28 protein-coding genes are annotated in these 24943 nt (G+C 43.0%); 9 read left to right on the top strand and 19 right to left on the bottom strand.

Annotation, left to right across the window (positions count from 1 at the left end; all coding sequences use genetic code 11):
* Window positions 1–116: 116 nt before the first annotated feature.
* From ACERDH_RS05680 to ACERDH_RS05625, 12 genes are all read right to left on the bottom strand, one after another.
* On the bottom strand, window positions 117–1730 hold the full coding sequence (locus ACERDH_RS05680; RefSeq protein WP_000404931.1) for a ribonuclease Y: 1614 nt from the start codon (window positions 1728–1730) through the stop codon (window positions 117–119).
* A gap of 162 nt (window positions 1731–1892) precedes the next feature.
* Window positions 1893–2990 carry a nucleotidyltransferase gene (locus ACERDH_RS05675; protein WP_247931985.1) on the bottom strand — a complete coding sequence of 366 codons (1098 nt, stop codon included), beginning with the start codon at window positions 2988–2990 and terminating at the stop codon, window positions 1893–1895.
* Between the two features lie 9 nt (window positions 2991–2999).
* Window positions 3000–3740 (bottom strand): class I SAM-dependent DNA methyltransferase, encoded by a 741-nt coding sequence (locus ACERDH_RS05670; protein WP_282184330.1) that lies wholly within the window; start codon window positions 3738–3740, stop codon window positions 3000–3002.
* A gap of 108 nt (window positions 3741–3848) precedes the next feature.
* Window positions 3849–4202, bottom strand: coding sequence for a ribosome silencing factor (gene rsfS, locus ACERDH_RS05665; RefSeq protein ID WP_247931984.1), 354 nt, complete (start codon window positions 4200–4202; stop codon window positions 3849–3851).
* Between the two features lie 12 nt (window positions 4203–4214).
* On the bottom strand, window positions 4215–4715 hold the full coding sequence (locus ACERDH_RS05660) for a cysteine hydrolase family protein (RefSeq protein WP_227326068.1): 501 nt from the start codon (window positions 4713–4715) through the stop codon (window positions 4215–4217).
* Window positions 4716–5309, bottom strand: a complete 594-nt coding sequence (gene yqeK / locus ACERDH_RS05655; RefSeq protein WP_247931983.1) for a bis(5'-nucleosyl)-tetraphosphatase (symmetrical) YqeK — start codon at window positions 5307–5309, stop codon at window positions 4716–4718.
* Window positions 5309–5938 (bottom strand): nicotinate-nucleotide adenylyltransferase, encoded by a 630-nt coding sequence (locus ACERDH_RS05650; protein ID WP_023938851.1) that lies wholly within the window; start codon window positions 5936–5938, stop codon window positions 5309–5311. The genes yqeK and ACERDH_RS05650 overlap by 1 nt, the downstream gene beginning before the upstream one ends.
* A gap of 51 nt (window positions 5939–5989) precedes the next feature.
* On the bottom strand, window positions 5990–6301 hold the full coding sequence (gene yhbY, locus ACERDH_RS05645) for a ribosome assembly RNA-binding protein YhbY (RefSeq protein ID WP_000060169.1): 312 nt from the start codon (window positions 6299–6301) through the stop codon (window positions 5990–5992).
* A gap of 214 nt (window positions 6302–6515) precedes the next feature.
* Complete coding sequence (yqeH, locus tag ACERDH_RS05640) at window positions 6516–7622, bottom strand: ribosome biogenesis GTPase YqeH (protein WP_386684370.1); 1107 nt, start codon at window positions 7620–7622, stop codon at window positions 6516–6518.
* Between the two features lie 2 nt (window positions 7623–7624).
* Window positions 7625–8152, bottom strand: a complete 528-nt coding sequence (locus ACERDH_RS05635) for a YqeG family HAD IIIA-type phosphatase (protein WP_261051214.1) — start codon at window positions 8150–8152, stop codon at window positions 7625–7627.
* A 14-nt stretch (window positions 8153–8166) separates the two neighbouring features.
* Complete coding sequence (locus ACERDH_RS05630) at window positions 8167–9075, bottom strand: magnesium transporter CorA family protein (protein WP_120769845.1); 909 nt, start codon at window positions 9073–9075, stop codon at window positions 8167–8169.
* Window positions 9076–9126: 51 nt separating this feature from the next.
* Window positions 9127–9693 carry a mechanosensitive ion channel family protein gene (locus tag ACERDH_RS05625; protein WP_033682245.1) on the bottom strand — a complete coding sequence of 189 codons (567 nt, stop codon included), beginning with the start codon at window positions 9691–9693 and terminating at the stop codon, window positions 9127–9129.
* 151 nt (window positions 9694–9844) lie between these two features.
* Here ACERDH_RS05625 and sstT point away from each other — a divergent pair, with 151 nt between their 5' ends.
* Both sstT and ACERDH_RS05615 read left to right on the top strand, forming a co-directional pair.
* Entirely contained in the window at window positions 9845–11050 is a 1206-nt protein-coding gene (gene sstT / locus ACERDH_RS05620; protein WP_261051215.1) for a serine/threonine transporter SstT, read from the top strand.
* 67 nt (window positions 11051–11117) lie between these two features.
* Window positions 11118–12071: an aromatic acid exporter family protein gene (locus tag ACERDH_RS05615; protein ID WP_033682247.1), complete on the top strand. Its 954-nt coding sequence runs from the start codon at window positions 11118–11120 to the stop codon at window positions 12069–12071.
* 487 nt (window positions 12072–12558) lie between these two features.
* On the opposite strand, the gene ACERDH_RS05610 is transcribed toward ACERDH_RS05615, so the two are convergent.
* Together ACERDH_RS05610 and ACERDH_RS05605 are read right to left on the bottom strand one after the other, a co-directional pair.
* Window positions 12559–14103 (bottom strand): peptide chain release factor 3, encoded by a 1545-nt coding sequence (locus ACERDH_RS05610; protein ID WP_033682249.1) that lies wholly within the window; start codon window positions 14101–14103, stop codon window positions 12559–12561.
* Between the two features lie 298 nt (window positions 14104–14401).
* Window positions 14402–14476 (bottom strand): hypothetical protein, encoded by a 75-nt coding sequence (locus ACERDH_RS05605; RefSeq protein WP_386684693.1) that lies wholly within the window; start codon window positions 14474–14476, stop codon window positions 14402–14404.
* Between the two features lie 293 nt (window positions 14477–14769).
* Here ACERDH_RS05605 and gatC point away from each other — a divergent pair, with 293 nt between their 5' ends.
* The 7 genes from gatC to nusB all read left to right on the top strand — a co-directional run bounded on the left by gatC (window position 14770) and on the right by nusB (window position 20877).
* Window positions 14770–15072, top strand: coding sequence for an Asp-tRNA(Asn)/Glu-tRNA(Gln) amidotransferase subunit GatC (gene gatC, locus ACERDH_RS05600; RefSeq protein ID WP_000705419.1), 303 nt, complete (start codon window positions 14770–14772; stop codon window positions 15070–15072).
* Window positions 15072–16538, top strand: coding sequence for an Asp-tRNA(Asn)/Glu-tRNA(Gln) amidotransferase subunit GatA (gatA, locus tag ACERDH_RS05595; RefSeq protein WP_386684356.1), 1467 nt, complete (start codon window positions 15072–15074; stop codon window positions 16536–16538). Before gatC ends, gatA begins: the two co-directional genes overlap by 1 nt.
* Window positions 16538–17980, top strand: a complete 1443-nt coding sequence (gene gatB / locus ACERDH_RS05590) for an Asp-tRNA(Asn)/Glu-tRNA(Gln) amidotransferase subunit GatB (RefSeq protein ID WP_049522353.1) — start codon at window positions 16538–16540, stop codon at window positions 17978–17980. The genes gatA and gatB overlap by 1 nt, the downstream gene beginning before the upstream one ends.
* A 125-nt stretch (window positions 17981–18105) precedes the next feature.
* A complete protein-coding gene (locus tag ACERDH_RS05585; protein WP_386684353.1) occupies window positions 18106–19149 on the top strand; it encodes a 2,3-butanediol dehydrogenase in 1044 nt (347 codons plus the stop codon).
* A 338-nt stretch (window positions 19150–19487) separates the two neighbouring features.
* Window positions 19488–20048 carry an elongation factor P gene (gene efp / locus ACERDH_RS05580; protein ID WP_000568643.1) on the top strand — a complete coding sequence of 187 codons (561 nt, stop codon included), beginning with the start codon at window positions 19488–19490 and terminating at the stop codon, window positions 20046–20048.
* A gap of 21 nt (window positions 20049–20069) precedes the next feature.
* Window positions 20070–20459 (top strand): Asp23/Gls24 family envelope stress response protein, encoded by a 390-nt coding sequence (locus ACERDH_RS05575; protein WP_000510577.1) that lies wholly within the window; start codon window positions 20070–20072, stop codon window positions 20457–20459.
* Window positions 20452–20877, top strand: a complete 426-nt coding sequence (gene nusB / locus ACERDH_RS05570) for a transcription antitermination factor NusB (RefSeq protein ID WP_000203640.1) — start codon at window positions 20452–20454, stop codon at window positions 20875–20877. The genes ACERDH_RS05575 and nusB overlap by 8 nt, the downstream gene beginning before the upstream one ends.
* Window positions 20878–20990: 113 nt before the next feature.
* Here the strand turns inward: nusB and ACERDH_RS05565 are convergent, their stop codons facing one another.
* Genes ACERDH_RS05565 through accB form a run of 5 tightly spaced genes read right to left on the bottom strand, consistent with a single transcriptional unit; the run spans window position 20991 to window position 24941 of the window.
* Window positions 20991–21758, bottom strand: a complete 768-nt coding sequence (locus tag ACERDH_RS05565) for an acetyl-CoA carboxylase carboxyl transferase subunit alpha (RefSeq protein ID WP_061864352.1) — start codon at window positions 21756–21758, stop codon at window positions 20991–20993.
* Window positions 21755–22621: an acetyl-CoA carboxylase, carboxyltransferase subunit beta gene (gene accD / locus ACERDH_RS05560; protein ID WP_386684347.1), complete on the bottom strand. Its 867-nt coding sequence runs from the start codon at window positions 22619–22621 to the stop codon at window positions 21755–21757. The genes ACERDH_RS05565 and accD overlap by 4 nt, the downstream gene beginning before the upstream one ends.
* Before the next feature lie 36 nt (window positions 22622–22657).
* On the bottom strand, window positions 22658–24025 hold the full coding sequence (accC, locus tag ACERDH_RS05555; RefSeq protein WP_033682255.1) for an acetyl-CoA carboxylase biotin carboxylase subunit: 1368 nt from the start codon (window positions 24023–24025) through the stop codon (window positions 22658–22660).
* Window positions 24026–24036: 11 nt separating this feature from the next.
* Window positions 24037–24459, bottom strand: coding sequence for a 3-hydroxyacyl-ACP dehydratase FabZ (fabZ, locus tag ACERDH_RS05550; protein WP_000565518.1), 423 nt, complete (start codon window positions 24457–24459; stop codon window positions 24037–24039).
* A complete protein-coding gene (accB, locus tag ACERDH_RS05545; protein WP_386684342.1) occupies window positions 24456–24941 on the bottom strand; it encodes an acetyl-CoA carboxylase biotin carboxyl carrier protein in 486 nt (161 codons plus the stop codon). The genes fabZ and accB overlap by 4 nt, the downstream gene beginning before the upstream one ends.
* Window positions 24942–24943: the final 2 nt, after the last annotated feature.

Raw genomic sequence — 24943 nt, 5'->3', positions numbered from 1 at the left:
AGTCAGTCTGTGAAATAACATTTCTCTAGAATAACGGCAAAAAGCCAGATTATCCTTTACAGTCTTTCTATCTAGTGTAACAAAAAAGCAGTAATTTTTCAACTGCTCTTTCTTATTTATTTGGCATAATCTACTGCACGAAGCTCGCGAATCACGGTTACCTTGATATTTCCTGGGTAATCGAGATTGTTTTCAATTTTCTCACGAACTTTGTGAGCCAAGATTGTGACTTTGTCGTCCTTGATTTGTCCTGGATTGACCATGATACGGATTTCACGTCCTGCTTGAAGGGCAAAGCTATTTTGTACCCCTTCAAAGCCGTTAGCAATTTCTTCCAAATCATGGAGACGCTTGATGTAGCTTTCAAGAGACTCACTACGAGCACCTGGACGTGCCGCACTCAAGGCGTCTGCTGCAGCGACGATCACTGCAATCACGCTCTCAGCTTCAACATCACCGTGGTGACTTGCAATCGTATTGACCACAACTGGGTGTTCCTTGTACTTACGTGCCAATTCCGTACCGATTTCAACGTGGCTACCTTCAACCTCACGGTCAATGGCTTTCCCGATATCGTGAAGGAATCCAGCACGACGAGCAAGAGCAGCATTTTCACCAAGCTCACTAGCCATAATACCAGCCAACTTAGCAACCTCAATCGAATGGCGCAAGACATTTTGTCCATAAGAGGTACGGAACTGCAAACGTCCCATAATCTTCATCAAGTCTGGATGGAGGTTCGGCGCACCAATCTCATAGGCAGCAGCCTCACCGTATTCACGGATTTTATTGTCAATCTCTTGACGGTTTTTCTCAACCAGCTCTTCAATACGAGCTGGATGAATACGACCATCTTTGAGCAACATTTCCATAGTCATACGGGCAATCTCACGACGAATCGGATCAAATCCTGACAAGGTCACCACTTCTGGTGTATCGTCGATAATCACATCGACCCCTGTCAAACTTTCGAAGGTACGAATGTTACGACCTTCACGACCAATAATGCGTCCCTTCATAGTATCGTCTGGCAGATGAACTGTTGAGTTAGTTGACTCCGCTACATATTCACCAGCGATACGTTGCATAGCTTGAACCAGGATATCCTTGGCCATTTTATCAGAACGTTCCTTGACCTCTTGCTCAGCTTCGCGAATACGGCTAGCAATCTCCTTGGTCAAGTTTTCCTCTGTCTGTGCCAAGATAATATCTCGTGCTTCTGCCTGAGACAGAGCACCAATACGTTCTAGTTCAGCTTCTTTTTGTCTTTCGACTTCCTCTAATTGCTCTTCACGCGCATCAAGGTTTTTCGCTCTATCAGAAATACTTTGTTCTTTTTGTTCAAGTGTTTGTTCTTTACTCGTCAAATTGTCGTCCTTACGATCAAGGCTAGCAGCTCTCTCTGTCAAACGACTTTCGATTTGTTTGAGTTCTTGACGTTCTGATTTGAATTCAGCGTCCACTTCTTCACGGTATTTTCTGGCTTCTTCTTTGGCCTCCAATAGTGCTTCTTTTTTAAGAGACTTGCTTTCACGTTTAGCTTCATTAACAAGTAAATCCGCTTCACGCTCAGCTTGTCCACGTAAATTAGTTGCTTCTTGTTCAGCATTTAAAAGCATCAACTCTGCAGCTTCCTGAGATGATTTCATCTTGGCTGAGATGCTGACATATCCAATGACTAAACCAATGATGACGGCAAAAACAGCAATCGCAAGCGACATGATTTCCATGTTTTTACCTCATTTTATTGTTATTCCGAATGACATACATTCTTTTACATTCTACCATAAAAAAGTGATTTTCACAAACCTAAAATAGAATATGTTTTGAGTAATTTAGGACACAATCACTAAAATAAACTTGTTATTTAAAAAGCCTACCTTTCTGTAGACTTAGTTTGTTTCTATTCTAATCGGTACTCTGCCGAAATTCTGCTCTGCTATACTTGGATTACCCAGTCGGTAAATCTGGTCTGCATTTTGAGTCATGGGATCCCAAAGTTCTTTTCCAATTCGGCTGACTAGATTGACCTGACCTTTCAAAGACTTGAGATGCTTTCTGCCTTTTTCGGTAAAGCCAAGAACATGAATGGCTTCTGGCAAGTCACTTTCTCTAGCTTGCACTAAGATATAAGTCAAGAGGCGTCTGACACGCGCTTTGGTATATCGTTTGGTCGCAACCGCCTCGACTAATTCTTCTACAGACTGTGCTGTTTTAATAGCTTCATTAATACGCACAGCCATTTCTTGATTTACCTGATAGATAGTAGTTAGGTCGGGATTTGACAAGATTTGATAATGGAGCAAGGGAAAATAATCATACCAGCCCACCTTACTGGCCTCCTCAAAAAGGGTAATAGATGGCATAAAGCGTTCTAAGAAATCTTGGTCCTTCTGGTGTTGACGCAGAGCCGTCGCTGAGGCAAAATCCACATCCTTATCCACAGAATGGTAACCCGCTCCCTGACGTTGAATAGGATGCAACTTGATGTTCCGCCCGGCAACCGCCTTGGCATAGGCTAGAGCTAGAACATGATTGGGCGTATTGCCTGAAAAATCAAGACCCGCAAATTCTTTCCACATAGCTTGGGTTTTCTGGGGATAAGAGAGGGAATCAGGAAGATTTTCCACAAATTTCTCCATCTCAGCACCTTTCTCTGTGTATAAGTCAGCGATTTTCTGGTAATCCAGAACTTCCTCTGTCCCAAAAGCTAGAGTATCAATGCCCAATCGAGCCAAGATATCCACAGCTCCTTGACCGAAGAAATCCGCTGCCTGAACACTGACTAAAAAGGGCAATTCCACTACCAAGTCTGCCCCATTTTCCAGTGCCATCTGGGCCCGTGTCCACTTGTCCAGAATAGCAGGCTCTCCTCGTTGCATGAAATTCCCAGACATGGCAACGATTTTCAGTCCCTCGGCCTGTTCCAGCAGGTATTTGTGCCCATTATGAAAAGGATTAAACTCCGCGATAATACCTGTGATGGTCATAGATTTCTCCTACTTCTTCGCTACAAAAAACCAACGGGTGCTGGTTTCTGTTGGCTCCTTGTCCTCAAAGTCCGCATAGAGTTTGAAGGACTTGAAACCAGCCTGTTCCAGCAAGATATCATAGGTCAGAACCTCATAAGTCCTCTCCTCATGCACTTCATCGTGGCGACTAAAGGAGCCGTCAGACTCCTTGATAAAGAAAGTCAACTCATGCACGATGGAGTGAGGCGCCGCATCCTCGTAGGTGTCCCATAACATAGCAAAATCTTCTGCATTTTCATGGTAGGAATAACCTGGAAAAACTTCGTCTGTCTGGTAGGTAGAATGCACATCAAAGATGAAGACACCATCTTCGTTGAGGGCATTATACACTTCCTTAAAGACATCTCCCACTTCCACCTCATCCTGCATGTAGCAGATAGAGTCCGAATAACAAGTAACAAAGTCATATTTTCCTGCCTTGGACAAATCCAGCATATTGCCTTCAATGAAATCAATCTTTTGCTTTGCTAAAGCCGCTCTCTTTTCGGCAATTTTCAACATATCTGCGCTCAAGTCCAGTCCAGTCACATCAAAACCAGCTTGAGAGAAGCGCACAGATTGAATTCCTGTCCCACAAGCCAGTTCCAAGAGTTTCTTTCTCTCCTTGGTCTTAGGCAAGTGACGCAGAGAAAAATCCGTCCATTTGTCGTATAAACTATCGTCCATTACTGCATCATAGACCGCCGCAAAGGTTTCATAAGTTGCCATAATCATGATACCAAGAGCCTCCATGGCAAACACCACTCGCTCTTTACCTTTCCATCAATTTTCTAAAATAAGCAAAGAAACCCAGTTGACTACAACTGAGTTCACCTTCTAAGCAAGAGCTTCTGAAATATCTACTGAATTCGCCTCATGCCATAGTTTTTCTAGGTTATAATGGGCACGCATTTCTTCTGAAAAGATATGCACAACGACAGCGCCGAGGTCTAGTAGGACCCAGCCTCCAGCTGCATCGCCTTCGACATGGCTTCCTTTAAAACCTGCTTCCGCTACTTTTTCACGAATATTGTCAGCGATAGCGTCCAACTGACGGCTATTCATTGAGCTAGTGATCACAAAGTAGTCAGTCACGCTAGTCAATTCTTGTACGTCAAGTGCGAGGATATCCTCCGCACGTTTCTCATCAGCCGCTTTCACGACTAGTTTTAGTAATTCTTTTTCGTTCATTTAGTCCTCTTTCTAGAAAAGATGTTTGTAATCTAGGACATCTGCAAAGCGACCCTCCCAAATGCCCTCATAAAATTCATTTATCGTTACTGCTGGAATGTCTTTCCCATCAAACGTTGTGCAAGTTCCTTCTGGAATAATAAGCTGATAGCCATATTCAAAGGCAACCTTGACAGAGGTATCCACACAATATTCTGTCTGCATACCACATAAAACTAATTTTTCAATCCCCTGTTTATCCAAGTATTCTTTTAAACCAGTTTCTTTGAAAATACTGTTATACTTCTTCTGAAAGACCTTTTCATCAGGTTTTCGATTTAAAAGCGCAGATAACTTCCAATCTTCTGATGTTTGAGCTTCAGAGTTCTCAATATGTTGAACATAGATAATTTCAATATTCTTACTTCTAGCCTGGTTTTGTAAATAAGAAATTTTTTCCAATAGACTATTTGTCTGAAAACCGGTTTCCACTAAAATATTCTGAACATCAATGATTATAAAAGCCGTCTTCATTTAGTCCTCTTTCAAATAGTGCACAAAGGCGTTATAGGTTTCAAGGGTCTGGGGATAGATAGGGAATTCCTGATGAGCCAGATGCTCCACGGTGCGAGCTGTTTCATAGGCCACTGCCTTATTGAGCGATAGCTCAGCAATCTCACGTGCCACATCTACTCCAGGAAAGGCTCGATTGTGCTCGATATAGTCTGCGACATAGATGGCCTTATCTAAGTCTGTCATCTGACTGGCCCCGACTGTATGGATTTCAATGGCTCGCAGGATTTCTGGATCATGCAAATTCAAATCTTCTTGAATCTTGTAGATGCCAACCATACCATGCCAAACATTATTGCCCCAGTTTTTGAGGTCAGGGTCTAGCTGATAACGGTCAATCAAGTCTAAAAATTCCTGATCTGACAGCTTTTTAGCATAGTCATGAAGAAGGCCGGCTAGACCTGCTTTCTCAGTATCGATTCCAAATCGCTGAGCCAGTTCTATGGCTGCACGCTCCACACCCAAGCAATGGGTTAACCGTTTCTCGGGTAGAAGCTCTGCCATTTTTTCCAACAAAGCCTCACGAGAGCAGTTGATATAGTCTTGATAGGCCATCAGTAGAGCCCCTCCTTCTCGATGTAGTCTAGCACTGGCTGAGGTAGGAGAAAATTGGGTTTCCGACCTTGGGCAATGAAGTCACGCACCATGCTGGACGAGATATCCATGAGAGGCACATCCACCCAGATAACTGGATAGGAAGTCCCTGCCTTGTAGCGTGGGCGCTGAACTCCCACAAACTGAACCATATCTACCAGTTCATCAATTCGGTACCACTTAGGCAGATAGTCCACCATATCGGCACCGATGATAAAGTAATAATCCGTATCTGGATTCTTCTCTGTTAAAATCTTCATGGTGTCGTAGGTGTAGGAAATTCCCTTGCGCTCTAACTCAATAGTTTCAATGGCCAGACCTTCAATCCCCTCAATCGCCAACTCAAGCATCTTGAGACGATGGTGTTCAGGAATGGTTTCCTTTTTATCAACATGAGGAGGTTGGTATTCAGGCATGAGCAGAACCTGATCCAGCCCCAACTGTTGCCGTACTTGGTCCGCAACAATGAGATGGGCATTGTGAACAGGGTTAAAATTCCCCCCTAAAATCCCGACTTGTTTGCGTTTTTTCTCCTTGATTTCCGGCTCCAACTCTACCTTGGTAAAGGGAGTCAATAGTTCGATTGCCATAGGCTAGTCTCCTTTATTTCTCTGTAAAAACAGTTATTTGGAGTATAGTTTTTAGATTTCTTTGACTTTTTTAGAAATCTTGCGATTTTCTTTCTTGCTGGATTGTTTAAACAAGATTAAGATGCGTCCGATTTTTTGGACTGTATCCACACCGATTTCTTCTTCCAAAATTTCAGCTACTTCGTGGATATTTTCATCGGTATTTTGCAAAAGAGTAACCTTGATCAATTCACGAGCGTCAAGTGCCTGACGGACGCTGGTTTTAATTTGGTCGTTGAGACCATTTTTCCCGATTTGGATAATGGGTTTGAGGGTGTGTGCCTGGCTGTTGAGGAAGGCACGTTGTTTTGATGTTAATGACATAATTTCTTTAAAAGAGTTTCTTTTTATACTTTTCTGAAGTGGTGACGGACGTCAGCAAAGTCCTTCGGACTTTCATGACTAAAATTTGAGCCTAAGGTCTCAAATTTTCCGCAGTTGGTACAATCACTTGTACCAACTAACACCACAGCGAAAAGTATTCTCTATGGGGTTCGCCTTGCTCGCCCGAATTCAGAAAACCCTTTCCTTTCTGTGTTTAAATAATTGCTTTTCGTGTGACAACGGCGACGCCTTCTGGTGCCCAGACGGCGACTTTGGCTGTGCCTGTTACACGGATCCAGCCGAGTCCTGAGATGACTAGGTCTGTCTTGTCCTTGATGTTAAATACATGTTGGACTAGTTTTGGAAAATCTTCTTTTTCCTTGCTATTTGGTGGTGTGAGGAGGGTTCCTAGGTGCTTATCGTAGAAAGCACTAGCACCTTCTAGCTTGGTTCGGTGGAGTTTGAGTTCATTATCAAAGAAAGCTGTAAATCCTTGCTTCTCACCTGCAATGAAGTCAAAGCGTCCGAGACCACCTAGAAACAGGGTTTGTTCAGGATTGAGCTGATAGGTTTTAGGCTTGATTTCCTTTTTAGGGCTGACATACTTAAGGTTTTTAGCAGTCAAATAATGGGCCATCTGATGACGGTGGATGATCCCCGGCGTATCGTAGATATAAGAACCGTCGTCAAGCGGAATCTCAATTTTGTCCAAGGTTGTCCCTGGGAAGCGCGAAGTCGTGATGACATTCTGATCACCCATGATTTCTTGAATGATGGCATTGATGAGAGTTGATTTTCCAACGTTGGTCACACCGACCACATAGACATCGCGCCCCTTACGGTAGTGTTCAATCTTGTCAATGACTTCCTTAATGGCATGCTTATTTTGTGCTGAAGTTAGGACGACATCGACTGGACGAAGACCTTCTTCGTGGGCACGTTCCATGAGCCACTGACTAATCTTGCCCGGTTTAACAGACTTGGGCAGTATATCTTTTTTATTTCCAACCAAGAGGACATCATTGCCCGATACAAAACGTGGCAATCCTGGAATGACAGAGCCATTAAAATCAAAGATATCAATGACATTGACCACTAAGGCATCACTGTCTCCCACCTCGTGCAAGAGCTTAAGGAAATCATCGTCCGTCAACTGAACATCTGTGATTTCATTGTAGTGGCGGAGACGGAAACAGCGTTGGCAATAGACTTCGCCTGTCTCCAAACCTTTTTCAAGTGCCGACTGGGGTGTAAAACCAAGACCAGCCTTGTCTGTCGTCTGAATGGTTGCTCCACAACCAATACAGAGAATTTCTTCCATAGTTAAATTCCTTTTTTATATGTAATCGGTCCGTACTTTTCAGTAATTTTTCGCATGACACGGCGCTCACGAGCTCGGTTAATCTGTGTCTTGATCGAGTCGTGTTGGACCAAGGGTTTGACTAAAATCGAGCGAATACCTGCACGGTGGGCCGCTCGTATATCTGTCATGAGCTGGTCGCCAACCATGACCACTTCCTTTTTCTCATAGTGGAATTCCTTCATGGCACGGCTAATCCCTAATGTGAAGGGCTTCAGAGCCCAATAAACGTAGTCAATCCCAAATTTTTCAACTGCTCGTTGGACGCGTTTTTTAGTGTTATTTGAGACTACGATGATGCGAATTCCCGCGTCCCGAAGGTCATGCAGCCATTGCTTCATCTCTGGCGTCCCATCAGGGTTGTTCCAAGCAATGAGGGTATTGTCCAAATCGACCAAAACAGCCTTGATTCCCTGCGCCTGCAGGCTTGGAACTGTCAGATCATAAACTGCTTCCACAGCAAAATCTGGCATGTAATTTTCAATCGCCATTCTGGCTCCTTTTCTTAACTTTTTTTCGCAATTTTCCTTAATAACAATGACAAGACAATCCACAATCCTGCACTGGCTAAACTGATGTAGAGCCAAGCATGGGGCTCATCTGTTAAAGGTAGGGGAACATTCATTCCGAAAAAGCCTGTCACGACTGCCAAAACCGCTAGCAAGACTGAGATGATAGTCAAGGTTGTCAAATTATCATTCAGGTTGTTGTTTAGGATGTTATTGTAAGATGCTGATAGTTGTTGGAGGACCTGAGAAATCAAGTCTGTCATGGATACCAGCTGATGAGCCTCAATCATAGCATCATCAAACTGTTCTCTCTCAATCTCGTTAAAACTGCGATAGAGGGCATGCCCTTGAATATGCTCCAGCAACATGCGATTTTGCTTGGCAGCCGCAGTGAGGTAAACCATACCAGTCTCCAAGTCGGAAAGGGCAAAGAGGTTTTTCTTGGTCGTCCTCTGGCGCAAGAGACCATTGACTTCATCCTTACTCTTGTCCATCTGTTCGATGACAGGATAGTAGGCATTGCTGATGATTTCCAGACTAGCAAAGAGAAACTTGTAAATCGAAAGCGTGTCATGACTCTCCAGATAACGGGTCATCTGTTCAATGACATAGGCGTTCTTAGTATTACTAATGGTAATTAGGCGACGATGTTCTACGATAAAGGTCATGGGAAAGGCTTCGTAGTATGCCTTATCCTTTTTCAAGTTCAAGACATTGTAGATAAAGGTCACAGTCCCATTTTCACGGTGATAATCCATATGGGCGCGCTCATTTCTATCCAGTGCGTATTCAATGGTTTCCTTATCCAAACCGTAGATTTCAGAAAGGTCCTCTAGTTTTTTCAACTTGTCCAAATCTAGGTTAATCCAGGCGCAACCATTGCCCAACTGTTTTTCTAAAAACATCTTCTCTCCTTTACCAAACTCTTTCTATTGTACCATAAATCTGCTAAAATTTCAGACCTGGTCTGTCCGAGAGAAATTGCTGACGACGGTAATATTCCGATTGGGAACGAAGTGCAGAACCTGGTCTTCTCCTCTGAGTTGCGTTGTTCGAATACCGACGCTGACAACTTTGCCCGATACAGTAATAGGACCATTTGTCAGAACAACCTCATCTCCCACATCCAATTGACGTTCAAAAAGGATGAAAAAGCCATTGATGACATCAGACAGAAAACCTTGAGCTCCCATCCCAATAGCCACCCCAGCAATCCCAGCGCCTGCCAGCAAACTAGAAACTGGTAAGCCTAAAATAGACAAGATACAGTAAAGTAAAAAGAAATAGAGGGTATAATTAAACACATTCTCTAATAAACGTGAGATGGTTTTCTGACGCCCGACATCATGACGAGACATTTTTAGAGAAGGTTTAACAATTCTCTGCACCATGGTATGGAGCAATTTCTTAGCTATATAAAAGAGTAAAAATAAGAATAAAAGAGAAAGTAACTTGGTTAAGATATTCTCAATAATCGTTGTTATATCAAGCTTATTGAGGTAGGTTTTAAAAAATTCTTGCATAGAAAACTCCTTTCATTTATTATACCATACTTTCACAAGTGATGAATCTCCATAAATATTCAAAAATAATAGCCAAAATAGACAGAAAATTCTTGATTTTAGCTCATATTTATACTATAATCATAAACATTACACAACTAAGGAGGTTGTTATGAAAAAAATCATTCATGCTTGGAATAAGGCAAGCCTAATCAAACGGATTTTGATTGGTATGCTTATTGGAGGAACCCTAGGACTGACACTTCCTAACATTTCAGGAATTGGTCTACTTGGAGATCTCTTTGTTGGCGGTCTAAAAGCCATCGCACCTATTCTAGTCTTTGCCCTAGTTGCTAACGCCCTTTCCCAACATCAAAAGGGACAAAATAGCAACATGAAAACGGTTATCTTCCTTTACTTGGTAGGAACCTTTGCAGCGGCACTTGTTGCTGTCCTAGCAAGCTTCATTGTCCCTGTTGAGATTACCTTAAATAGTACCAATACAGAAATCGCACCACCAGATGGGATTGGTCAGGTTCTCAGCAACCTCTTGCTCAAATTGGTTGACAACCCAGTCAATGCCCTTGTCACAGCCAACTACATCGGTATCCTGTCTTGGGCAGTTGTTTTCGGGATTGCTATGAGAGAGGCCAGCAAAAATAGTAAAGAATTGCTGAAAACCATGGCTGATGTGACTTCTAAGATTGTCGAATGGATCATCAACCTAGCTCCATTTGGTATCCTTGGTCTTGTCTTCAAAACCATCTCTGATAAGGGAATCAGCAGTCTAGCCAACTATGGAATCTTGCTTGCCCTCTTGGTGACAACCATGTTCTTTGTAGCTCTGGTAGTCAATCCACTAATTGCCTTCCTCTTTATGAAGAGAAATCCTTATCCCCTCGTTTGGAAATGTTTGCGTGTTAGCGGTGTGACAGCCTTCTTCACTCGTAGTTCTGCGGCCAACATCCCTGTCAATATGAAACTTTGCCAGGACCTCGGACTAGATTCAGATACCTATTCTGTTTCTATCCCACTTGGATCTACTATCAACATGGCCGGAGCAGCGATTACCATTAACGTTCTAACCCTTGCTGCAGTAAATACTTTGGGAATTCCTGTTGACTTTGCAACAGCCTTTGTCCTTAGTGTAGTAGCAGCCATCTCAGCCTGTGGAGCTTCTGGTATTGCCGGAGGATCCCTCCTTCTTATCCCAGTTGCTTGTAGCCTCTTCGGTATTTCAAACGATATTGCCATGCAAGTTGTCGGTGTTGGATTTGTGATTGGAGTTATCCAAGACTCATGTGAAACAGCCCTCAACTCTTCTACAGATGTCCTCTTTACCGCCGTTGCCGAATACGCAGCAGCCCGTAAAAAATAACTCATAAAGGCAAGCCTGCTCAGGTCTTGTCTTTTACGCTTTTATTCTAACTTATTAGGAAATTCTTATGTCTATTAGCCAACGTACGACCAAACTCATCTTAGCCACCTGTCTTGCCTGCTTTCTTGCTTATTTTCTCAATCTCTCCTCAGCAGTTTCAGCTGGAATCATCGCCCTCTTGAGTCTATCCGATACTCGTAGAAGTACCTTAAAACTGGCCCGCAATCGACTCTTTTCCATGCTCCTAGCTCTAGCTATCGGTGTTCTGGCTTTTCACTTGAGCGGATTTCATATCTGGAGCCTTGGCCTCTATCTAGCCCTCTATGTGCCTCTAGCCTACAAGATGGGATGGGAAATTGGCATCACACCAAGCACTGTTTTGGTTAGCCATCTCTTGGTACAAGAGTCAACTTCTCCAGACCTTCTAGTCAATGAATTCCTTCTCTTTGCTATCGGTACAGGATTTGCTTTGCTGGTCAATCTCTACATGCCTTCACGAGAAGAGGAAATCCAGCACTACCACACGCTGGTGGAAGAAAAGTTAAAAGATATCCTCCAGCGCTTCAAATATTATTTATCCAGAGGGGATGGACGCAACCGAGCACAGCTGGTAGATGAATTAGACACCCTTTTGGAAGAAGCCCTCAGGCTGGTCTATTTGGATCATTCTGACCACCTCTTTCACCAGACCGATTACCATATTCACTACTTTGAGATGAGACAGCGACAAAGTCGCATCCTGCGAAACATGGCCCAACAAATCAACACCTGTCACCTAGCTGCCAGCGAGAGCCTGATTTTGGCCCAACTCTTTTCAAAAATTGCAGGGCAACTGAGCCAGACCAATCCTGCTTCTGATTTGCTAGATGAAATCGAACGCTATCTGGAAGTCTTCCGTAACCGCAGTCTACCCAAGACCAGAGAAGAATTTGAAACCCGTGCCACCCTTCTTCAACTCCTACGTGAAGCCAAAACCTTCATACAAGTAAAAGTTGACTTTTACCAAAAATATGGACAGTAATACTCTTCGAAAATCTCTTCAAACTACGTCAGCTTTACCTTGCCGTAGGTATGGTTACTGACTTCGTCAGTCTTATCTACAACCTCAAAACAGTGTTTTGAGCTGACTTCATCAGTCTTATCTACAACCTCAAAACTGTATTTTGAGCAGCCTGCGGCTAGCTTCCTAGTTTGCTCTTTGAGTTTCATTGAGTATAAAAAAGAAAACTTCAGACCAATCACAAAAAGTGACTATCTGAAGTTTTCTTTTATTTGTAAGTTAGCACCATAAAGGTTAATAGTAGAACGAATAAGGCTTAATATTCAACATCTTTTTATAGAATGCTGAGATAAAATACTGCAAACTTTGCAGTATTATTATCCACTACACGGAGTTTGGCAAATCGATTCTATTTGCCAAACGTAGTTAGTAAGGCAGTTAGCTAGTTCGCCAAATAGCGACTAGCGTCCAACAATTAGGAACTTTAGTTCCAATTGTTGGTACTGAGTTACATTTTTTCTTCCAACTCTACATCTGGATACTTGTCCGCAAACCAACGGAGGGCAAAGTCATTTTCAAAGAGAAAGACTGGTTGGTCGAAACGGTCTTTGGCCAAGATATTTCTGCTTGAGGACATCCGTTCATCCAAGTCCTCAGGCTTGATCCAACGAACAGTCTTTTTACCCATTGGGCTCATAACGACTTCAGCGTTGTACTCGCCTTCCATACGGTGCTTAAAGACTTCAAATTGAAGTTGACCAACAGCTCCCAGCATGTACTCGCCTGTTTGGTAATTCTTATAAAGCTGAATGGCACCTTCTTGCACCAATTGCTCGATTCCCTTGTGGAAGGATTTTTGCTTCATAACATTCTTAGCAGAAACTTTCATGAAAATTTCAGGTGTAAAGGTTGGCAGGGGTTCAAATTCAAACTTGTTTTTTCCAACTGTCAAAGTGTCCCCAACCTGATAAGTACCTGTATCGTAAACCCCGATAATATCACCTGCCACGGCATTGGTTACATTCTCACGACTTTCAGCCATAAACTGAGTGACATTAGATAGCTTAGCCCCCTTACCAGTACGAGGTAGATTGACACTCATACCACGCTCAAATTCACCTGATACGATACGGACAAAGGCGATACGGTCACGGTGACGAGGGTCCATGTTGGCTTGGATTTTAAAGACAAATCCTGAGAAATCCTTATCGTAAGGATCCACAAGTTCACCGTCTGTTTTCTTGTGACCATGTGGTTCTGGAGCAAACTTAAGGAAGGTTTCAAGGAAGGTCTGCACACCAAAGTTTGTCAAAGCTGAACCGAAGAAGACTGGCGTCAATTCTCCAGCAAGGATTGCTTCCTCTGAAAACTCATTCCCAGCTTCATTTAAAAGTTCAATGTCATCCTTGACTTGCTCGTAGAAAGGATTGCTACCAAAAAGCTTGTCCCCATCTTCTAGGCTGGCAAAACGCTCATCCCCTTTATAGAGCTCCAAGCGTTGATTATAGAGGTCATACAAGCCTTCAAAGGCTTTCCCCATACCGATTGGCCAGTTCATTGGGTAGCTAGCAATGCCCAAGACTTCTTCCAACTCTTGCAAGAGGTCCAGTGGCTCACGTCCGTCACGGTCTAGCTTATTCATAAAGGTAAAGACTGGAATACCACGGTGTTTGACAACCTCAAATAATTTCTTGGTTTGAGCCTCAATACCCTTGGCAGAGTCCACGACCATGACCGCAGCATCCACCGCCATCAAAGTACGATAGGTATCTTCTGAAAAGTCCTCATGTCCTGGTGTGTCGAGGATATTCACGCGCTTACCATCGTAGTCAAACTGCATAACAGATGAAGTCACCGAAATCCCACGTTGCTTCTCGATATCCATCCAGTCAGACTTGGCAAAAGTCCCTGTTTTCTTTCCTTTAACCGTACCAGCCTCACGAATCTCGCCCCCAAAGTAGAGCAACTGCTCAGTGATGGTTGTTTTCCCCGCGTCCGGGTGGGAGATGATGGCAAAGGTACGACGTTTCTTAATTTCTTCTTGAATATTCATAAGTTCTCTTTCTTTGATTCTCTATTTTTCTTGTTTCAATAGTTCAGAATGATTTTTACATTGGATTGTACCATTCCTTTCAACACTCCATTATATCGGATTTTAGCATTTTTTTCAATTTCTATTTTATATCAGATACTGCTAAAGTAGAACAATTCCCCTTGCAATTTTTAAAATAAATGTTACAATGAGTATAGAAAAAGGTGTTGCGTCAACAACACCCTACAGAGCCGTTTAAGACGGTGGCTGTAATTACATAACTAAAAAATAGCTCGTTAACTCGCCAAAGTTAGGACGGCTATTTTTTTATCTCTTTTACCAATTCAAGGATGAACTTCAGGAGCGTGATAACAAAGTTACCAGCTGCAAACATGAGCGTCAAAGCCTCAAAGGGTGACAAATCTGGTTACTCCTTCCTACTAAGATTTTACGGGTTCTGCACATAAGCATCACCATCCTTTCGATTTCGTAACCACCGTCTTCACTTCTCTGTTACACCATTGTACCATATAATTCCCCCTTTGAAATCCTCTTTTCAAATTAATCACCATTAAAACACATTCTCTAGCCTCCACCTGTCTTTTTTCATCTTTCCTTCCCTTATTTATAGGAAAATATGGTAAAATAAAACAGACTAAAAATCATCATTTCACGAAAGGATGCAAGATGAAAATTACGCAAGAAGAGGTAACACACGTTGCCAATCTTTCAAAATTAAGATTCTCTGAAGAAGAAACTGCCGCCTTTGCGACAACCTTGTCTAAAATTGTTGACATGGTTGAATTGCTGGGCGAAGTCGACACAACTGGTGTCGCACCAACTACAACTATGGCTGACCGCAAGACCGTACTCCGCCCTGATGTGGCAGAAGAAGGAACAGACCGTGATCGCTTGTTTAAAAACGTACCTGAAAAAGATAACTACTATATCAAGGTACCAGCTATCCTAGACGATGGAGGAGATGCCTAATGACTTTCAACAATAAAACCATTGAAGACTTGCACAATCTCCTTGTCTCTAAGGAAATTTCTGCAACTGAATTAACCCAAGCAACGCTTGAAGATATCAAGTCTCGCGAGACAGCTATCAACGCTTTTGTTACCATCGCTGAAGAGCAGGCTCTTGCTCAAGCCAAAGCCATTGATGAAGCTGGAATTGACGCTGATAATGTCCTTTCAGGAATTCCACTTGCCGTTAAGGATAACATCTCTACTGACGGTATCCTCACAACTGCTGCCTCAAAAATGCTCTACAACTACGAACCAATCTTTGATGCGACAGCCGTTGCCAATGCAAAATCTAAAGGCATGATCGTTGTTGGGAAAACCAACATGGACGAGTTTGCCATGGGTGGATCAGGTGAGACTTCTCACTACGGTGCCACTAAAAATGCTTGGGACCAGACCAAGGTTCCTGGTGGTTCATCAAGTGGTTCTGCCGCAGCTGTAGCTTCTGGGCAAGTCCGCTTGTCACTTGGTTCTGATACCGGTGGTTCCATCCGCCAACCTGCTGCCTTCAACGGGATCGTTGGTCTCAAACCAACCTACGGAACGGTTTCACGTTTCGGTCTCATTGCCTTCGGTAGCTCATTAGACCAGATTGGACCTTTTGCTCCTACTGTTAAGGAAAATGCCCTCTTGCTCAACGCTATTGCCAGCGAAGATGCAAAAGACTCTACTTCTGCTCCTGTCCGCATTGCCGACTTTACCTCAAAAATCGGTCAAGACATCAAGGGCATGAAAATTGCTTTGCCTAAGGAATACCTTGGGGAAGGAATTGATCCAGAGGTTAAAGAAACCATCCTGAATGCGGCTAAACACTTTGAAAAACTGGGCGCTATCGTTGAAGAAGTCAGCCTTCCGCACTCTAAATACGGTGTTGCCGTTTACTACATCATCGCTTCATCTGAAGCTTCATCAAACTTGCAACGCTTTGACGGTATCCGTTACGGCTACCGCGCAGAAGATGCAACCAACCTGGATGAAATCTATGTAAACAGCCGTAGCCAAGGTTTCGGTGAAGAAGTGAAACGCCGTATCATGCTAGGTACTTTCAGCCTTTCATCAGGTTACTACGATGCCTACTACAAGAAGGCTGGACAAGTTCGTACCCTCATCATCCAAGATTTCGAAAAAGTCTTTGCGGATTACGACTTGATTTTGGGCCCAACTGCTCCTAGTGTTGCCTATGACTTGGACTCACTCAACCACGACCCAGTTGCCATGTACTTGGCTGACCTCTTGACCATTCCTGTCAACTTGGCTGGTCTCCCAGGAATTTCGATTCCTGCTGGTTTCTCTCAAGGTCTACCTGTTGGTCTACAATTGATTGGTCCTAAGTATTCTGAGGAAACCATTTACCAAGCTGCTGCTGCTTTTGAAGCAACAACAGACTACCACAAACAACAACCCGTGATTTTTGGAGGTGACAACTAATGAACTTTGAAACAGTCATTGGACTTGAAGTCCACGTAGAGCTCAACACCAATTCAAAAATCTTCTCACCTACTTCTGCCCACTTTGGAAATGACCAAAACGCTAACACTAACGTGATTGACTGGTCTTTCCCAGGAGTTCTGCCAGTTCTCAATAAAGGTGTTGTTGATGCTGGTATTAAGGCAGCTCTTGCCCTCAACATGGACATCCACAAAAAGATGCACTTTGACCGAAAGAACTACTTCTATCCTGATAATCCCAAAGCCTACCAAATTTCTCAATTTGATGAGCCAATCGGCTACAACGGCTGGATTGAAGTCGAGCTAGAAGACGGTACGACCAAGAAAATCGGTATCGAGCGTGCCCACCTAGAAGAAGATGCAGGTAAAAATACCCACGGTACAGATGGCTACTCTTATGTTGACCTCAACCGCCAAGGGGTGCCATTGATTGAGATTGTATCTGAAGCAGACATGCGTTCGCCAGAGGAAGCCTACGCTTACCTAACTGCTCTCAAGGAAGTTATCCAGTACGCTGGTATTTCTGATGTTAAAATGGAAGAAGGTTCTATGCGTGTGGATGCCAACATCTCTCTTCGTCCTTATGGTCAAGAGAAATTTGGTACCAAGACTGAGTTGAAGAACCTCAACTCCTTCTCAAACGTCCGCAAAGGTCTTGAATACGAAGTTCAACGTCAAGCTGAAATTCTTCGTTCAGGTGGTCAAATCCGCCAAGAAACACGTCGTTACGATGAGGCTAACAAAGCAACTATACTCATGCGTGTCAAGGAAGGCGCTGCTGACTACCGCTACTTCCCAGAACCAGACCTACCTCTCTTTGAAATCTCAGACGAGTGGATTGAGGAAATGCGTACAGAGTTGCCAGAGTTTCCAAAAGAACGCCGTGCACGTTATGTATCTGACCTTGGCTTGTCAGACTACGATGCTAGCCAGTTGACTGCTAATAAAGTCACTTCTGACTTCTTTGAAAAAGCTGTTGCCCTCGGTGGTGATGCCAAACAAGTTTCTAACTGGCTCCAAGGTGAGGTTGCTCAGTTCTTAAATGCCGAAGGTAAGACACTGGAACAAATCGAATTGACACCAGAAAACTTGGTTGAAATGATTGCCATCATCGAAGACGGTACTATTTCATCTAAGATTGCCAAGAAAGTCTTTGTCCACCTGGCTAAAAATGGCGGTGGCGCGCGTGAATACGTGGAAAAAGCAGGTATGGTTCAAATCTCAGATCCAGCTGTCTTGATTCCAATTATCCACCAAGTCTTTGCCGATAACGAAGCTGCCGTTGCCGACTTCAAGTCAGGCAAACGTAACGCAGACAAGGCCTTTACAGGATTTCTTATGAAAGCAACCAAAGGCCAAGCCAACCCACAAGTCGCCCTTAAACTCCTTGCTCAGGAATTGGCGAAGTTGAAAGAAGATTAATATGTAAAGGAAACCAGCCCTGAGGTTGGTTTTTTCTTGATAAACACAAGGAAAGCGTTTACAATATTACGTGTAAAGTTTCCTAAAAGGAAAACTAAAAATCGCAACAAAAAGGAGTTAGTCATATGGCTACAATGAAAGCAGCTCGCTGGCATGCAGCAAAAGATGTTCGTATTCAAGAAGTAGAAGTCCCTGAGGTACTTCCGCACCAAGTAAAAGTTGCTGTTAAATTCACAGGAATTTGTGGTACTGACCTCCACGAATTTTTAGATGGCCCTATCTTCATCCCAACAGAAGAACATGTCTATTCTGGTCAAAAAGCACCAGTAACACTGGGACATGAATTTTCTGGTGAAATTGTAGAAGTCGGAAGCGATGTTACTCGTGTTAAAGTTGGTGATCGTGTTGCTGTAGAACCAATTCTAGCTAAGAATAACTTAGTTGGTAATTATAATTTGGATCCAAACCTTAATTTTGTCGGTTTAGCTGCAGACGGTGGATTTGCCAAATATTGTGTTTTAGACGGTGACTTAGTACATGTCATTCCAGATAGCTTAAGCTATGAGCAAGCTGCTCTCACTGAGCCAGCTGCTGTTGCAGTTTATGCAGTTCGTCAATCAGCACTAAAAGCTTGTGATACTGCTGCTGTCTTTGGCTTAGGTCCGATTGGTCTCTTAATTGTAGAAGCCCTTCGTGCAGCGGGTGCTTCTAAGATTTATGCTGTTGAACTATCACCTGAACGTCAAGCAAAAGCTGAAGAGTTAGGAGCTATCGTTGTCCATCCGGAAGAAGGTGAAACAGCTGTTGAAGCTATTCATCGTTTAACAAACGGTGGTGTAGATGTTTCTTATGAAGTAACGGGTGTGCCAGTAGTTTTAGGACAAGCCTTAGCTGCCGTACATAAAGCAGGTGAGTGCATGGTGGTCTCTATCTGGGAACGAGAAGCAAATATTAATCCGAATGAATTTGCAATCCAAGAAAAGACACTAAAAGGAATCATTGCTTATCGTCATATCTTCCCTAAAGTATTAGAATTGATGGAACAAGGCTACTTCTCTGCTGAAAAATTAGTTACTAAGAAAATTAAATTGGAAAATATCGTTGAAGAAGGCTTTATCGAATTAACTCAAGATAAGTCACAAATTAAAATTTTGGTAGAACCAGAATAAAAATCAATCTTTTTAAGACAATACTAACAGGTCGGAGTAAGCTTACTTCGTCCTTTTGAAATATAATACTCTTCGAAAATCTCTTCAAACCACGTCAGTTCTATCCACAACCTCAAAACAGTGTTTTGAGCAACCTGCGGCTTGCTTCCTATTTTGCTCTTTGATTTCCATTGAGTATGAGAAGAAATATAGTGGATACTTTTTAACATTAACCACTCCACCTGACTAGGCAATATTCTTTTTCTCCCCTACCAAATCCCATTAACTATTTTGGCTTTATTTCCAGAAGATTTTATGGTAAAATGAAGAGTAATAATATTTATTAAAGAGGTAAAAACATGATTGAAGCAAGCAAATTGAAAGCTGGTATGACATTTGAAACTGCAGACGGAAAATTGATCCGCGTTTTGGAAGCTAGCCACCACAAACCAGGTAAAGGAAACACAATCATGCGTATGAAATTGCGTGATGTCCGTACTGGTTCTACATTTGACACAAGCTACCGTCCAGAAGAAAAATTCGAACAAGCTATTATCGAAACTGTTCCAGCTCAATACTTGTACAAAATGGATGAAACTGCCTACTTCATGAACACTGAAACTTACGACCAATACGAAATCCCAGTCGTAAATGTTGAAAATGAATTGCTTTACATCCTTGAAAACTCTGATGTGAAAATTCAATTCTACGGAACTGAAGTGATTGGTGTAACTGTACCAACTACTGTTGAATTGACAGTTGCTGAAACACAACCATCTATCAAAGGTGCGACTGTTACAGGTTCTGGTAAACCAGCGACTATGGAAACTGGACTTGTTGTCAACGTTCCTGACTTCATCGAAGCTGGACAAAAATTGATCATCAACACTGCAGAAGGAACTTACGTTTCTCGTGCCTAATCTCTAGAAAGAGGTCATTCTATGGGAATTGAAGAACAATTTGGCGAAATCGTTATCGCTCCACGTGTACTTGAAAAAATCATTGCCATCGCAACTGCTAAAGTTGAAGGTGTCCACTCATTTTCAAATAAATCCGTATCTGATACCCTATCAAAACTCTCTCTTGGTCGTGGCGTCTACTTAAAAGAAAGCAACGAAGAACTAACTGCTGACATCTACCTTTATCTTGAGTACGGTGTGAAAGTACCAAAAGTGGCTCTTGCTATTCAAAAAGCAGTCAAAGATGCTGTCCGAGATATGGCTGATGTGGAACTTGCTGCTGTCAACATCCATGTTGCAGGAATCGTTCCAGATAAAACACCAAAACCTGAGTTGAAAGATCTATTTAACGAGGACTTCCTCAATGACTAGTCCATTATTAGAATCTAGACGCGAACTTCGTAAATGCGCTTTTCAAGCCCTCATGAGCCTTGAATTCGGCACAGATATGGAAACAGCTTGTCACTTTGCATATACACATGACCGTGAAGATGAAGATGTGCAAATCCCTGCCTTTCTTCTGAACTTGGTTTCTGGTGTTCAAGCTCAAAAAGACGAGTTGGATAAACAAATCAACCAGCACCTCAAGTCAGGCTGGACAGTTGAACGATTGACCTTGGTCGAAAAAAACTTACTACGCTTGGGTATCTTTGAAATCACATCATTTGATACACCTCAGCTAGTAGCAGTCAATGAAGCCATTGAACTCGCTAAGAATTTTTCAGATCAAAAATCAGCCCGCTTTATCAACGGACTGCTTAGTCAATTTGTAACTGAAGAAAATGAATAATCGAAAAGGTGTTTGGTCTTCCAAGCACCTTTTACTTCGTCCTTGATACAGAGTAAGAACCACATAAAAACTAGAACTGACTGCCAGTTCTAGTTTTTATGTATTCTGAGGTATTAGTATTTTCTAAATCGTTGGTAACGTTCTTCCAACAACGCTTCTAACGGTTTTTGCGAAAGTCTAGCTAGCTCATCTTGGAGTTCTTTTTTGACATTCTTAATTAATTCTTTGCTAGAAAGTCCTGCTTCAGAAATCACCTTGTCTACCACGTCCATTTCTAGCAGCTCGTGTGAAGTGATTTTCATCAGTTCTGCCGCTTCCATGGCACGAGTGCCGTCCTTCCATAAAATGGAAGCAAAGCCTTCTGGACTGAGAATGGCATAGATAGAATTTTCCAGCATCCAGACACGGTCTGCAACTGCTAGAGCCAGAGCCCCACCTGAACCACCTTCACCGATAATGATGGCGATAATCGGAACTTTCAGGTCACTCATTTCCATGAGATTGCGAGCAATAGCTTCTCCCTGACCACGTTCTTCCGCCCCGACACCAGGATAGGCACCTGCTGTATTGATAAAGGTCACAACTGGACGGCCAAATTTTTCAGCCTGTTTCATCAAACGCAGTGCCTTGCGATAGCCTTCTGGATGTGGTTGACCAAAATTCCGTTTGAGGTTGTCTTGCAAGCTCTTGCCTTTTTGAATACCAACCACTGTTACAGCTTGGTCTCCAAGCCAGCCGATACCACCAACAACTGCACCGTCATCACGAAAAGAACGGTCACCGTGTAATTGGATAAAGTCATCAAAAATGCCTGTCGCAAAGTCCAAGGTTGTCAAGCGACTCTGCTCACGCGCTTCTCTGACTATTTTTGCAATATTCATCTAGACCCCCCTCCGTGCAATCTGACTAGGCTAGCAATCGTATCTGGCAAATCTCTTCTTTTGACAATAGCATCCACAAAGCCATGTTCCAATAGGAATTCTGCCTTTTGGAAATCCTCAGGTAAGCTTTCACGAACCGTATTTTCAATGACACGACGCCCAGCAAAACCAACCAAACTTTGTGGTTCAGCTAGAATGATATCGCCTTCCATAGCGAAGGAAGCTGTTACACCACCTGTCGTTGGATCTGTCAAAATGGTCAGGTAAAAGAGGCCTGCATTTGAATGGCGTTTAACCGCTGCAGAAATCTTGGCCATCTGCATGAGACTCATGATCCCTTCCTGCATACGGGCGCCACCAGAGGCTGTGAAGAGAACAACTGGCAACTTTTCAACAGTCGCATACTCAAACAAGCGAGTGATTTTCTCACCTACAACTGTACCCATAGAAGCCATGATAAAGTTAGAATCCATAATCCCAAGAGCCACAGTCTGACCTTTTATAAGAGCTGTTCCTGTCACAACGGCTTCATCCAGACCTGTTTTTTCACGCATAGTTGCTAGTTTCTTTTGATAACCAGGGAAATGCAAGGGATCCTTGCTTTCAATCCCTGTAAACAATTCCTTGAAGGTTCCCATATCAATCGTCAAAGCCAAGCGTTCTTGGGCAGAAATACGAAAGGTGTAACTACAGTGCGGACAGATACGCTCACTTCCCAGATCCTTCTGATAAATGGTATGCTTACAGCCTGGACACTGGGAGAATAATTCATCTGGAACCTCTGGCTTGGCTTGAGGTTTTTCCCTAACCGAACGATTGGGATTGATTCGAATATACTTATCTTTTTTACTAAATAGAGCCATTGATTCCCCTTTTCGGTTTAAACTCTTGAAGTCATTTTATTCTTTTTCTTGATACTTGGGTAAAAAGGTTTCCATCAAGAAGGAAGTATCGTAATCTCCAGCAATGACATTGCGATCTGAAATGAGGTCAAGCTGGAAATCTGCATTGGTCTGCACCCCTTCAATCTCTAATTCATAGAGGGCACGTTGCATTTTCATCAAGGCATCAAAACGATTTTCACCGTGAACGATGATTTTAGCAATCATACTATCATAATAAGGTGGAATGGTATAGCCTGGATAAACTGCTGAATCCACGCGCAAGCCAACTCCACCACTTGGCAGATGGAGATTGGTAATCTTACCTGGACTAGGAGCAAAGTTGAAGGCTGGATTTTCTGCATTGATACGACACTCGATGGCATGACCGCGTAGGACAATATCTTCTTGCTTAACAGACAGAGGCTGACCTGCCGCAATGCGAATCTGTTCCTTAACGATATCCACACCTGAAACAAATTCTGTTACTGGATGTTCTACTTGTACACGAGTATTCATCTCCATAAAATAGAATTTACCACTGGCTTCATCAAGAAGAAACTCAATGGTCCCTGCATTTTCATAACCAACAGACTCTGCAGCTCGAACAGCAGCCGCACCGATTTCATGACGCAGCGTTTTTCCGATTGCAATTGAAGGACTTTCTTCCAAAACCTTTTGGTTATTCCGTTGAAGAGAACAATCCCGTTCCCCCAAGTGAATCACATTTCCGTGTTCATCTCCTAAGATTTGAACCTCGATATGACGAGCTGGATAGATGACCCGTTCTATGTACATGGCACCATTTCCATAATTGGCCTTGGCTTCGCTAGAGGCCGTTTCAAAGGCTGAAACGAGGTCTTCTGGTTTTTCAACCTTACGAATCCCTTTACCACCTCCACCTGCTGAAGCCTTGAGCATAACAGGATAGCCAATTTTTTCAGCAACAATCAAAGCTTCCTCAGAGTTATGCACTTCTCCATCCGAACCTGGAATGACAGGCACACCAGCTTTGATCATCTGAGCACGTGCATTAATCTTGTCCCCCATCATATCCATAACATGACCAGATGGACCGATAAATTTGATGCCCACTTCTTCACACATGGTTGCAAATTTGGAATTTTCACTGAGAAATCCAAAACCAGGGTGAATAGCTTCAGCTTCAGTCAAGACTGCAGCTGATAGAACCGCATTAATGTTAAGATAAGACTCCGTTGCCTTACCGGGGCCGATACAAACTGCTTCATCTGCCAAAAGCGTATGAAGGGCTTCCTTATCAGCAGTTGAATAAACCGCTACCGTCGCAATCCCCAATTCACGCGCCGCACGGATAATACGAACCGCAATTTCACCACGATTGGCAATTAAAATTTTTCGAAACATGGAGAACCTCCTTAGTTCCCTATTGCAAAGGTTAGAGTACCACTAGCTGCAAGCTTGCCATCCACTTCAGCCTTTGCTTCAACCACGGCAATGGTCCCACGACGTTTTACAAAAGTCGCTGTCATAACCAATTGGTCGCCTGGTACAACCTGCTTCTTGAACTTGACCTTATCCATACCAGCGTAAAAGACTAGTTTCCCCTTATTTTCAGACTTAGACAACTCCAACACACCAGCTGTTTGCGCCAAGGCTTCCATGATCAGAACACCTGGCATAACTGGATATTGAGGAAAATGGCCGTTAAAGAAGGGCTCATTTATGGTCACATTTTTGATGGCAACAATGGTATCCTCGCTCACTTCCAAGACACGGTCCACTAGGAGCATAGGATAACGGTGGGGTAGAGCTTCTTTGATTCCTTGAATATCGATCATTTGATACGTACCAATCCTTTACCAAACTCAACCATTTCTTCATTTGAAACGAGAATTTCCGTTACCACACCATCCTTAGGTGCTGGAATTTCATTCATGACTTTCATGGCTTCGATGATGACCAATGTTTGACCTTTTTTGACACTATCACCAACTGAAACGAAGGCAGGTTTATCTGGGCCAGCAGCCAAGTAAGCTACCCCAACAAGTGGGCTCTCTACAACATCTCCCTCAGCAGCCACACTTGCTTCAGCTGGTGCTGGAACTTCTTCCACTACAATTTCTGTTGAAACAGATGAAGGAGCTACTGGTCTTGGTGTTGCTAGAACGGGCGCTGGAGCGACTTGAGATGCAACTTCAGGCACAAGTCTCGCTTCATTCTTGCTAAACTGCAACTCATCCGTCCCATTTTTATAAGAAAATTCTCTCAAACTTGACTGGTCAAATTGAGCCATCAAGTCTTTAATATCGTTTAAATTCATAC

This window comes from Streptococcus bovismuti (assembly GCF_042436615.2).
Lineage (GTDB): Bacteria > Bacillota > Bacilli > Lactobacillales > Streptococcaceae > Streptococcus.
This window is presented reverse-complemented; position numbering and strand designations above follow the sequence as displayed.